Origin of the sequence: Amycolatopsis ultiminotia, from assembly GCF_039536925.1 — a bacterium.
Lineage (GTDB): Bacteria > Actinomycetota > Actinomycetes > Mycobacteriales > Pseudonocardiaceae > Amycolatopsis > Amycolatopsis ultiminotia.
Window position 1 is genome coordinate 230317 of record NZ_BAAAZN010000009.1, and the last position, 12315, is coordinate 242631.

Sequence of the window (12315 nt, forward strand, 5' to 3'; positions counted from 1 at the left end):
TTCCACGGGGGTGGGGACGCTGCGGGTGAGTGCCTCGGTGCCGGTTGGGGACCGGCACCGAGGCACTCACCCGTCACCGGTGCCGCTCATTCACTGCTGTCCAATTCGGACATCAGCTGGTCGATGACTTCCGCCCTTGGCACCCGGCGCGCCTGCGCGGAAAGCTCTTCGAAACGTGCCGCACCCAGTTCCCGGCACAGGTCTTCGATCAGCTGCCGGACTTCCGGGCTGCCGAGGTCGAGCCGTCCGCGCACCACTGCGGTCCAGGCCAGCAGCCGGGTCGCTTCCGCAGGCCGGTCCTGCAGGTACCGGATCCGCGCGAGCACCTCGAGGGATTCGGCGAGTTCGGGGATGTCGGAGCGACGGCCGGCCGCGCGCAGTGCACCGAGCGCGGACGCCTCGGCCTCGTCCGGCTTCTGCTCGGCAATCAGGAGATAGGATTCGACCCGGGCAAGCCATTCCGTCTCGATCCCCTCGGGGAACGGCCAATCCGCCTGCGCGGCAAGGATCTCCCGGCAGATCTCCCGGACCTGCGCGGTTTTTCCCTCCCGTTTCAGCACTTCCACCTGCCCCAGCAGCAGGATCACCCGCAGCTGCCCGCTGCCGTCGGCCTCGACGTACCGTCGGGCGGCCGCCAGCTCGCGCCACGCTCCCGCCTGGTCACCGGCTCGCGAATGTTCGACTGCCAGCCGCCACCACTGCTGCACCACGTCGTCGTGGGAGCGCAGTTCCAGTGCCAGCCGCAGACCCTCGTGGTACGCGGCGAGCGCGCCGGCGTGATCACCGCCCTGGGACAAGTCCGACGCGCGGAAACTGTGCGTCATGGCGAGCCCCCAGCGGTCGCCGACCTCGCCGAACCCCGCATGCGCGCGTTCCCGTGCCGCGGCGGCAGCAGCCAGATCACCCTCGTCGGCGAGCAGGAAGCTTTCCGCCCAGTGCCCGGCGGCCCGCCCCCACGGGTCCGCCCCGTCGACCGCCCGCCGGATCTCCCGGAGCGCGAGGTCCCGGCGCCCGCCGAAGTAGGCCACGATCGGCAGGGTCACCGCGAGCCAGTGGTTGCGCTCGACTGCCCCGGTGCGCACGCAGTCCTCGACCAGATCCGCCACATCGGATGAACCGGACGACTGCCCGACGGACCGCAACATGAACAGACCCACCCGTAAGCAGGCCGCGACGTCCGGCGGCAGCTGGTCGCCGAGCGCGAGCACTTCGTCCATAACGGACCCCACACGGCCGGCCTGCCCGAGCACGGTGAGGTACCAGAACATGCCGAACAGCAACCGTCCCGCGGAGAGCCCGTCCCCCTCGTCGATGGCCACTCGCAGCGCGGCGTTCAGATTGTCGTTCTCGGCATCGAAAACCGCGATCGCGGCGAGCTGATCCCTGGTGCGCAGCAACGGTTCGGTACGCTCGGCCAGTCTGACGTAGTAGGCGACCATCGAGGCACGGAACCGATCCCGCTCACCGGATTCGGCAAGCCGGTCGGCGGCGTAGACGCGCAGCGTCTCCAGCATCCGGTAGCGCGCACCGACGGTATCCACAATGGACTTCTCGATCAGTGAGCCGAGCACGTACAGCACGTCTGCGGCAGGCAGCTGCTCGTCCGCGCAGACCTGCTCCACCGCCTCCTCGTCGAAGCTCGACGCGAACACCGCCAACCGGGCCGCGAGCCGGAGTTCGGACTCGGTCAGCAGGTCCCAGCTCCACTCGACCACGGCACGCAACGTGCGCTGGCGGGGCAACGCGGTCCGGCTGCCGGAGGTCAGCAGGCGGAACCGGTCGTCGAGCCGTTCGGCGATCTGCCCTGCGCTCATCGAACGCAGCCGCGCCGCGGCCAGCTCCAACGCCAGCGGCATCCCGTCGAGCCTGCGGCAGATCTGCGTCACCGCATGCACAGTGGACCCGTCGAGGCGGAAACCGGGGCTCACGGCCGCCGCTCGGTCCAGGAACAGCCGCGCGGAGTCGAGGGCGCCCACCTCACTGGGCAGCGCATCCGCCTGCGGCACCGGCAGCGGACCGAGCGGGCACAGCGCCTCACCGGTGATCGCGAGCGGCTCCCGGCTGGTGGCGAGCACCCGCAATCCGGGCACCCGGTGCAGCAGGTCGTCCACCAGCCGGGCCGCGGTGTCGATCACGTGCTCGCAGTTGTCCAGCACCAGCAACGATTCCGCACCGGCCAGCGCCTCCACCGCGTGCTCGACCAGGTCCACCGGACGGCGCAGCACTTCGGTCTCGGTCACCCGCACGTCGCGGACTTCGAGCGCGGTGAGCAACGACCCGAGCACATCGGCAGGGTCGCGTACCCCGGCGAGCGGCACGAACCACACACGGCCACGCGCATGTGCGGGATGCCGCGACGCCGCCTCGGTCGCGAGCCGCGTCTTACCCGCCCCACCCGGGCCGACCAGCGTCACCAGCCGTGCGCCCTCGAGCAGTTCGGCCAGCAGCTTCAGCTCGTCCGTCCGGCCGATGAAGCTGGTCAACCGCGGTGGCAGCCGATCGACCACCGAGGCCGCCACGGCGAACTCCCCGCGTAACACGCGCAGGTGTACTTCCTGCAGCTCCACGGACGGGTCCACGCCGAGTTCGCCGGCAAGGGTCTTGCGGACGGTCTCGTACGCGGCGAGTGCGTCGACCTGCCGCCCAGCCGCGCTCAGCGCCCGGATCCGCAGACCGGCCAGCCGTTCACGCAGTGGTTGTGCCTGTGCGGCGGCGGTCAGATCGGCCAGCACCTCGGCGTGCCGACCCAGCCGAAGCTCGGCTTCGAACCAGTCCTCCGCGGCCTCCGCGCGCAGATCCTCCAGCCGCCGCGCGGGCGCGGCGGCGAACGACGCGTCGAGCACATCCGCGAGCGCGGCACCGTGCCACAGGTCCAACGCACCACGCAGCACCTCGGCGGCTCGTAAGTCCCGCCCAGCGCCCAGCTCACGGCGGCCCTCGGCGGCCAGCTGCTCGAACCGGTGCGCGTCCACCGCCTCGGCGGGCACGGCGAGCCGGTAACCACCCGATCCGGACTCCAGCCCGGCACCGGCCTGCCGCAGCGCCCGGCGCAGCCGGGAGACCAGGGACTGCAGCGCGTTGGCGGCGTCGGCAGGCGGATCGTCGCCCCAGAGACCGTCGATCAGCACTTCGGCCGGCACCGAGCGGCCCGCGTCCAGCGCGAGCCGGGCCAGGAGCATGCGGAGGCGGGCACCGCCGATGTCGATCAGCGTGCCGTCGTCCCCAGCCGCTCGCAGCGGACCAAGCAGCGCCACGTGCACGGCTCCAGCTTTCCAGACGACGGCTGAGAGCGGGCACCGCCCGACGGAAGTGTGGACTTTCCGGACATTTCCCCTTCGGCCGATCACCGCGGCGAGCCGGAACGATACGTTGCGGGGAACCGGACAGACAGGAGTGCCCATGCGCGCACCGAACCGCTGGCACCGCTCCGCGGTGACCGGCGCCGCCACGCTCGCCGCACTGAGCCTGGCCACCGGCGTCGCCTCCGCAGGCCAGGACAGCTGGGGACAGCCGACGCCAGGCTCGGACGGCGCCGGCGACAGCTACTACCCGCAGGACGGCAACGGCGGCTACGACGTGGCCGACTACCAGCTGAAGGTCACCTACGCACCGGACAGCCACCAGTTGACCGGTCTGCAGACCATTTCGGCCCGCGCGACCCAGTCGCTCAGCTCGTTCGACCTCGATCTCAAGGGCCTCACCGTCGACTCGGTCAAGGTGAACGGGGTGCCCGCGAAGTTCGCGCGCACCGGTGACCACGAGCTCGTGATCAGTCCTGCAACGGCACTGCCGAAGGGGCTTCCGTTCCGCACCGAAGTCGCCTACCACGGCGTGCCGGCGCCGATCGACGATCCGTTGCTCGGCGAGAACGGCTGGCAGTTCGCGAAGTCGGGTGGCGCGTTCGCGGCCGGGGAGCCGAAGTCGGCGTCCACCTGGTACCCGGTGAACGACACTCCGCGCGACAAGGCCACGTTCCACCTGGCCATCACGGTCCCGGACGAATGGGGTGTGATCGCCAACGGAAGGGAGACCGGGTCGTACCGGACTGCCGGGGGCACCACGCACGTCTGGGCGGAGAACACGCCGGTGGCGCCGTACATGACCACCGTCGCCATCGACAAGTGGACTTTCGACCGTCAGCAGCGCAAGGACGGCACGCCGATCGTCAGCGCGTTCGCCCCGGGAGTGCCGGATTCCACCAAGCAGGCCGAGGCGCGGCTGCCGGAAATCCTCGACTTCCTGGAATCGAAGTTCGGCAAATACCCGGTGGACGCGGCGGGCGGCATCTTCCTCGCCGAGCCGATCGGCTTCTCGCTGGAGACGCTGAGCCGTCCGATCTACTCCGGACAGGCGGGCGACGTCAGCACGATCGTGCACGAGAACGCGCACCAGTGGTACGGCGACACCGTGGCCGTGGACCAGTGGAAAGACGTGTGCCTCAACGAGTGCTTCGCCTCGTACGCGACCTGGCTGTGGGATCAGGCCAAGGAAGGCGTCAACCTCGACGACCAGTACCGCGAGGAGGTCGCCTCGGCCAGCGACCGGTTCTGGAGCGGCAAGCTGTACGACATGGGTCCTGGCAACGAGTTCACCTCGGTGTATTCGAAGGGTCCGCTCGCCCTGCACGCGCTGAGCAAGGTGCTGGGACAGGCGGCCTTCGACCGGGTGCTCAAGACCTGGCCGGCGTTGCACCGCAACGGGAACGCGAACATGCAGGAGTTCCAGCAGTACGCGGAGTCCGTGTCGCACAAGGATCTGCAGGGATTCTTCGACGCGTGGATCTACGGCGCGGGCAAGCCCGCCGAGCAGTACCTCTACCCGGGTGATCTGAAACCGTCCGCATGAGCGCGGTGCTGCTGACCGGATTCACGCCGTTCGACGCTGCGACGACGAATCCTTCCTGGCAGGCGGCTTCGCTGGTGGCGTCGCGCCGGAACGACACGGTGGCAGTGGAACTGCCCTGTGCGTTCGGCGCGGCGCTGCCGGCACTGCGCACCGCGATCGAGCGGCACCGGCCGGCACTGGTCGTGTGCAGTGGGGTGGCGAACCGGCGGCGCGAGGTGACCCCGGAGCGGGTGGCGATCAACGTGATCGACGCCCGGATCCCGGACAACGCCGGTGTGCAGCCGGTCGACGTGCCGGTGGTCGAGACCGGCCCGGCGGCCTACTTCAGCACGTTGCCGGTGCAGGCCGTGGTGGCCGCGATCCGGTCGGCCGGGGTGCCTGCCGCCGTCTCGTTCACCGCCGGGACCTACGTGTGCAACCAGGTCTTCTACGGTCTGATGCACCTGCTGGCCACGGATTTTCCCGAGCTGCGCGGCGGTTTCGTGCACGTGCCCGCCGAAAGCGAGCTGGCGGTCGAGGATTCGGCGAAGGCACTCGCCATCGCGGTGGACACCGCGCGATCGGTCACCACGGATCCGGCCGGGACCCTGCACTGACGTCCGGTCACCGGCCGGGCAGGACGGAATCGTCGAAGTAGCTGACGAGGTCCTCTGGTGACTGTTTGGTGTGGCCCGCGCTGTTGTTCATCAGCATTCCGGTGACCGCAAGGCCGTCGGACTGGAAGAACAGCAGCCCGGCCTTCTTGCCGATGCCTGCGATGTAACGGCCACGCAGGTCACCTGCCGACCACGAGCGGTCCAGGATGCGGCCGCTCATCTGCTTCCGCACGCCCGAGGCGATCTTGTCGAGTTCGAGGCCCTCGTAGTAGGTGACCGAGTACCCGTCCTCAGGGAACCGGCAGAACGCCGCACGCCCGGCGCCGATGCTGTCCGCGATTTTCGGCTCGTCGGAACAAGCCGCGCGGGTGCTCACGGTGCCGGCGAGGCGGAGCATGCAGGAGGTCAGGCCGTCACCCGCCTTCGCAGGCGCGGAGCCCGAGCAGCCCGTGACGGGCCGTCCCGACGGCGAGGCGGAAGCACCGGCGGACAACGGCTGGGTACCCCCGGACGCGGTGTTCTCCTGACCACCACCCCGAGTGACGAAGACGATGACCACCGTGGCGACGACCACGACCGACAGGACGACGGCAAGGCTGAGCAGCAGCTTGCGCTTCGGTTTCCCCGCAGCCCGCCCCGCCCCGGCAGAAGACGGATTCCCGGACTGCTGCGTTCGCTGCGCAACGCGCTGAGTCCACGGCGACGGGGCTGGCGGTTGAGCTGGCGATCGAGGCTGTGGCTGGGTTGGCGACGGGGTGTGCGGCTGCCCCGGCGGCGAGGTTGGCGGCTGAGCTTGCGGCTGTCCCGGCGGCGAGGTTGGCGGATGGGCTGGCGATGGGCCCTGCGGCGGGCTTGGTGGTGCGGCTTGTGGCGGCAGGCCCTGCGGCTGAGTCTGCGGCAGGCCCGGCGGCTGCGCGGGTGGCTGTCCCGGTAGCGGGCCGGCCGGTTGTGTCTGCGGCGCAATGGATGCCGGTCCGGCCGGTTGACCTGGCGCCGGCACCGGGTTCGCCGTAGCGCGCTCGTCCAGTGGCACGTGATGCAGCCCGAAGGCGACCGCCGTCTCCGGCTGGTCCTGGGTGGTCGGGACCACGCCAAGGGTCGTCCCGACCAGCGCGGCCAGCAACGGCATCCGGCTCGGGCCGCCGACCAGGTAGACACCGCCGAGCTGCGCGGGTGTCAGACCGGAGTGTCGGATCGTCGCGGCGAGCAGTTCCGCGCTGCGCAGCAGGCTCGGCCGCACCAGTGCCTCCAGCTCCGCACGGGTGACGAGCACATCGCCGAACGGATCGGGCATCGGCACTTCGGTCTGCGAGTGCCGCGACAGGCTTTCCTTGGCATCGCGGACGTCCTGCAGCAGAGCCCGGCGCTGGCGGCGATCGGTGGTGGTCTGCGGACGCAGCAGCCGTTGCCACTGCGCGGGATCGGCGTGCGACACCGACCGTCCGATGTGGACGAGCAGGGCCTGGTCGATGTCCAGGCTGCCCAGATCGGGCAACCCGTCGTCGGCGAGCACGGAGAATCCGCGCGCGTCGACACCGACCACCGCACAGTCGAATGTGCCTGCGCCGAGGTCGTAGACCGCGAGCGGCCCGGGTAGCCGGGTGCCCAGCGACGCGTAGTGCGCAGCAGCCGCAACGGGTTCGGGCACCAGGTGGATGCCGGTGAACCCGGCGTCGGCCGCGGCGGCACGCAACGTCTGCTGTCGCGGTGCGCCCCAACCCGCGGGATGCGAGATGCGCAGCTGGTCCGGCATCCCGGAAAGCTGGCGGTGCACTTCCTCACCCATCCGGCGCAGCACTGCGGTGAACACGGCGGTGACCGGGAACGTGCGATCGCCGAGCAGCAGCTCCCCGTCGTCGATCCGCCGCTTCGGATTCGGCTCGAACCGGCTCGGGTCGATCCGCGCCCGCCGTTCGGCGTCCTGCCCGACGACGAGCAGGCCTTCCTCGGTCGCGTAGACCGCCGACGACATGGTGACCGACCCGTCGATCTCGATCGCCCGCGGCCCGCGCCCGAATGCGGAAAGTACGCCCACTGTGCTGGATGTGCCGAAGTCTATCGACAGGACGTCCACGTTCTCCCCCTCTGCAATCCCCGAGGCATCGTCTCACGGAAGGGGGAACGGCTCCGCCGGGAAGGTGATCATTGCACGAGTCGATGGCGACCACGGCGATAGCAGCGCGCGGTGGCGGCAGACCGCGCTGACGGCAGATCGTAGCAATGGCAGACCGTGGTGGCAGCAATCCGTGGTGGCGGCAGACCGTGGTGACGGCAATCCGTGGTGGCGGCGGTGGGTGCTATTGCCGTGCCGGGTCGCGGTGGTTCGGGTGGTGCTCCGGGGGAGCAATTCGGGCGGACAAGCCGGGGCGCCGAGCTGCCGCAGTGGCTCATGTCGACGAAGCCGAGATGCCGGTCCGGAATACCGAGCTCGAGTAGTGGCCCGTGATGGGTGTCCGGGCAGTGAAAAAGGGCGGCACCCCGGTGCGGGTGCCGCCCTTTTTTCGGGTCGGGTTAGTCGGTTTCGGTGTCGCCGTTTTCGGTGGCACCGATGCTGACCGGCGGGGCGTCCGGGACCGAGGACGGGCGCTTTTCACCGCGGAAGGTGAAGTGGGCCTCGTCGTCGCGGTCTTCGGAGTTGCCGCTCCAGCCTTCGACGTCGACCAGGATGATCTGGCCTGCCTCGACCTCGCCGAAGAGGATCTTCTCCGACAGCTGGTCCTCGACCTCGCGCTGGATCGTGCGGCGCAGCGGGCGGGCGCCCAGCACCGGGTCGAACCCGCGCTTGGCCAGCAGGGCCTTGGCCTTGGAGGTCAGCTCGATCTCCATGTCCTTGGCCTTGAGCTGCGTTTCCACCCGGCCGATCATCAGGTCCACCATCTCGATGATCTGGTCCTGGGTGAGCTGGTGGAAGACGATGATGTCGTCGATCCGGTTCAGGAACTCGGGCCGGAAATGCTTCTTCATCTCCTCGTTGACCTTCTGCTTCATCTTCTCGTAGCGGTTGCTCGAGTCCGCTCCGGAGGAGAAGCCGAGGCTGACGGACTTGGAGATGTCCGACGTGCCCAGGTTGGAGGTGAAGATCAGGACCGTGTTCTTGAAGTCGACCGTGCGACCCTGACCGTCGGTGAGGCGACCGTCTTCCAGCACCTGCAGGAGGGTGTTGTAGATCTCCTGGTGCGCCTTCTCGATCTCGTCGAACAGCACCACCGAGAACGGCTTGCGCCGCACCTTCTCGGTCAGCTGCCCGCCCTCTTCGTAGCCGACGTAGCCCGGAGGGGCACCGAACAGCCGGGAAGCGGTGTAGCGGTCGTGGAACTCACCCATGTCGATCTGGATGAGCGCGTCGTCCTCGCCGAACAGGAACGACGCCAGCGCCTTGGACAGCTCGGTCTTACCGACACCGGACGGACCGGCGAAGATGAACGAACCGGACGGGCGCTTCGGGTCCTTCAGACCCGCACGGGTACGGCGGATCGCCTGCGAGACGGCCTTGACCGCGTCCTCCTGGCCGATGATGCGCTTGTGGAGCTCGTCCTCCATGCGCAGCAGCCGGGTGGTCTCCTCCTCGGTGAGCTTGAACACCGGGATACCGGTCCAGTTGGCCAGCACCTCCGCGATCTGCTCGTCGTCCACCTCGGCGACGACGTCCAGGTCGCCGTCCTTCCACTGCTTCTCGCGCTCACCCTTCTGGCCGAGGAGGGTCTTCTCCTCGTCCCGCAGCCGAGCGGCCCGCTCGAAGTCCTGCGCGTCGATCGCGGACTCCTTGTCCCTGCGGACATCGGCGATCTTCTCGTCGAACTCACGCAGGTCCGGCGGCGCGGTCATCCGGCGGATGCGCATCCGGGCGCCGGCCTCGTCGATCAGGTCGATCGCCTTGTCCGGCAGGAACCGGTCGTTGATGTAGCGGTCGGCCAGCGTGGCCGCCGCGACCAGCGCCGAATCGGTGATCGAGACGCGGTGGTGCGCCTCGTACCGGTCGCGCAGGCCCTTGAGGATCTCGATGGTGTGCTCGAGCGACGGCTCGCCCACCTGGATCGGCTGGAAACGGCGCTCCAGCGCGGCGTCCTTCTCGATGTACTTGCGGTACTCCTCGAGTGTGGTCGCACCGATCGTCTGCAGCTCACCGCGGGCCAGCATCGGCTTCAGGATCGAAGCCGCGTCGATCGCACCCTCGGCGGCACCCGCCCCGACCAGCGTGTGCAGCTCGTCGATGAACAGGATGATGTCGCCACGGGTCTTGATCTCCTTGAGCACCTTCTTCAGGCGCTCTTCGAAATCACCGCGGTACCGCGAACCGGCGACCAGCGAGCCCAGGTCCAGCGTGTAGAGCTGCTTGTCCTTCAGCGTCTCGGGCACTTCGCCCTTGACGATGCTCTGCGCGAGGCCCTCGACGACGGCGGTCTTGCCGACGCCGGGCTCGCCGATCAGCACCGGGTTGTTCTTGGTGCGCCGCGACAGCACCTGCATGACCCGCTCGATCTCCTTGCCGCGCCCGATGACCGGGTCGAGCTTGCCCTCACGGGCGAGCACGGTCATGTTGCGGCCGAACTGGTCGAGCACCAGCGAGGAGGACGGCGTGCCCTCGCCGCGGCCGGTTCCGCTCTCCGCGGACTTCTCACCGGTCTGGTAGCCCGACAGGAGCTGCAGCACCTGCTGGCGCACCCGGTTGAGGTCCGCGCCGAGCTTGACGAGGACCTGGGCGGCAACGCCCTCACCCTCGCGGATCAGACCGAGCAGGATGTGCTCGGTACCGATGTAGTTGTGGCCGAGCTGCAGCGCTTCGCGCAGCGACAGCTCCAGCACCTTCTTCGCCCGCGGCGTGAACGGGATGTGCCCGCTCGGCGCCTGCTGGCCCTGGCCGATGATCTCCTCGACCTGCTGGCGCACACCCTCGAGGGCAATGCCCAGCGACTCGAGCGCCTTGGCGGCGACACCCTCACCCTCGTGGATCAGACCCAGGAGGATGTGCTCGGTGCCGATGTAGTTGTGGTTGAGCATCCTGGCCTCTTCCTGGGCCAGGACGACCACCCGCCTCGCGCGGTCGGTGAACCTCTCAAACATGCGCACTCCCTCGACTGCTGCGTCGGCGGCCCGTAACCTCCGTGGATCGCACCCACGGCGGACAGCACCGTGAGACCACTCTAGTAGCCATGCGGTCGCGGATGCGTACCACTACGGCTTCCGGTGGCCCGTTCGCACCCGGCCGGTGTCCCGTGCGGGCACCTCGTGTGAGCCGGTTGCGCTGCACCTTTACCCCAGGTGGAACGTACGTGACCGCATCCGGATTCCGACCGGGTACCCCTGTCCGCTCAGCGCGAACACGGTTCCCACCCCCGGGTGGTCCACCTGATGGGCACCCGATTGGCGCAATCCGGCGTCCTCCTTTAGGTTAGGCACGCCTAATGTTGTCGCCGACGGGACGGGGTGTGCACCGGTGAACCCGCAGCGTTCCCGCGCCGGCCGCGCTGCCCACGAGGCCCGCGGAGCCGGCGGGGTCGGTGACGACCTCGCGTCCTCGCTGCTGCGAGCCGGCCGCCGCCAGGAGCGCGGTGAGCTGCGCACCGACTTCCCCTCCGGCTGGTCCCGCTGCGCGGAGCTGCTGGAACGACCGGAGCTGTTCACCGACTGGCGTACCCGGCTGTCCGACTGGCTCATCGCGACGCACGGCGTGGCACCCGAGCGCACCGCGGCCAGCTACGTGATGTCGTGGTACCTGCACGTCCCCGCGTACGTCGGCGCGCTCCTGCTGCACCACGAACGGCGCGTGCCGTCGTTGAAGCCGGAGCACCTCGCGTTCAACCTCGGCGACGATCGCCCGCACCCGGTGGGCATGGCCGTGCTCGGTAAGGCCTTCTACTGCCTGCCCACCGATCCCGGTTCGGCACGCCAGGAGGCCACGGTCGTCCGCGACGAGCGCGCGCTGGCCGCGACGCTGCGCGCGCAGTTCACGGCACACGCAGCCCGCTTCGTCCGCGCGTACGCGCCGGGTACGCGGCTTGGCCGTCGGATGCTGTGGGCAGCCGCCACCGATGCGCTCGACAACTCTCTCTGGTGGGCCGGACGGCAAGGTGGCACTCCGGAGGCAGAAGGCGCCGGTGTCGCAGACGCCGCGCTCGTGCTTGACGCGCGGTATCACCCCCTGACCTCGGCATCCACGATGCAGGCGACCGTCGACGCCGAAGGTCACCGGACGTGGGAACGGCGGCGCGAGAGCTGCTGCTTCTCCTACCTGCTGCCCGACGAGGCGGAGTGCGGCGAGTGCCCGCGCATCTGCCGCCGATGAACCACAACGGGTGAATTTTCAGGCATTCGGGTCACGTCCGGACGCCCCCAGCGCACGGTCCAGGAGCGGCGCGTCTGCCGGTACCGAAACCGCCGCGCCGTAAACGCCCGTCGAACGGGCCTGTTCGCCCATCGCGACCGCCGAAGCGAGCACCGCGGCGGCGGCCTCGTCGGAGCACGACAGGGTGCTGCCGCTCGCCTGCGCGAGGTCCCAGCCGTGCAGCACGAACTCCCCCAGGACCATGTCCCCGACAAACGATGCCGGCAGTTCGGCAGTGCCGAGCCTCAGCGTGCCGGTCCAGGCCGAGGCCGGCGTGAAGGCGGAGACCAGCTCGTCCGTCTGCTTCGCGAGGAGCGTGAGCCAGTCCTCCCCGACGAGCGAGGCGCCGGCTTCGCCGTCCACGGACGCTTGGCCGGGCTCCCGTCGTCCGGCTGCAGCGAGCCACGGGCCCCAGTAGAGAAGGTGGTTGAGCAGACCGCGGACGTCGTAGTCGGTACACGGGGTGGGCGCGGTCAGTGAAGGCGCTGCGGCCGCGACGCGCAGCAGTTCGGCCGCTGCCGGGGCCAACAGAGCGGAGTGGTCAGACATGAG

Annotated in this window: 7 protein-coding genes; 3 read left to right on the plus strand and 4 right to left on the minus strand. The window is 69.5% G+C overall.

The annotated features are described in order from the left end of the window. Positions 1-86: 86 nt before the first annotated feature. Positions 87-3260, minus strand: a complete 3174-nt coding sequence (locus tag ABD793_RS22155) for an AfsR/SARP family transcriptional regulator (protein ID WP_344862917.1) — start codon at positions 3258-3260, stop codon at positions 87-89. 139 nt (positions 3261-3399) lie between these two features. Between ABD793_RS22155 and ABD793_RS22160 the strand changes: the two genes are divergently transcribed. Together ABD793_RS22160 and pcp are read left to right on the plus strand one after the other, a co-directional pair. Beyond that, a complete protein-coding gene (locus ABD793_RS22160; RefSeq protein ID WP_344862919.1) occupies positions 3400-4845 on the plus strand; it encodes a M1 family metallopeptidase in 1446 nt (481 codons plus the stop codon). Then, positions 4842-5441, plus strand: coding sequence for a pyroglutamyl-peptidase I (pcp, locus tag ABD793_RS22165; protein ID WP_344862921.1), 600 nt, complete (start codon positions 4842-4844; stop codon positions 5439-5441). The genes ABD793_RS22160 and pcp overlap by 4 nt, the downstream gene beginning before the upstream one ends. A 7-nt stretch (positions 5442-5448) precedes the next feature. Here pcp and ABD793_RS22170 read toward each other — a convergent pair whose 3' ends face one another. Further along, a complete protein-coding gene (locus tag ABD793_RS22170) occupies positions 5449-7515 on the minus strand; it encodes an Hsp70 family protein (RefSeq protein WP_344862923.1) in 2067 nt (688 codons plus the stop codon). A gap of 437 nt (positions 7516-7952) precedes the next feature. Continuing rightward, entirely contained in the window at positions 7953-10502 is a 2550-nt protein-coding gene (locus tag ABD793_RS22175; RefSeq protein WP_344862925.1) for an ATP-dependent Clp protease ATP-binding subunit, read from the minus strand. Between the two features lie 373 nt (positions 10503-10875). On the opposite strand from ABD793_RS22175, the gene ABD793_RS22180 reads away from it, so the two are divergent. Further along, positions 10876-11724 carry a (2Fe-2S)-binding protein gene (locus tag ABD793_RS22180; RefSeq protein ID WP_344862927.1) on the plus strand — a complete coding sequence of 283 codons (849 nt, stop codon included), beginning with the start codon at positions 10876-10878 and terminating at the stop codon, positions 11722-11724. Positions 11725-11742: 18 nt separating this feature from the next. Here the strand turns inward: ABD793_RS22180 and ABD793_RS22185 are convergent, their stop codons facing one another. Beyond that, positions 11743-12312: a TIGR03086 family metal-binding protein gene (locus ABD793_RS22185; RefSeq protein ID WP_344862929.1), complete on the minus strand. Its 570-nt coding sequence runs from the start codon at positions 12310-12312 to the stop codon at positions 11743-11745. Positions 12313-12315: the final 3 nt, after the last annotated feature.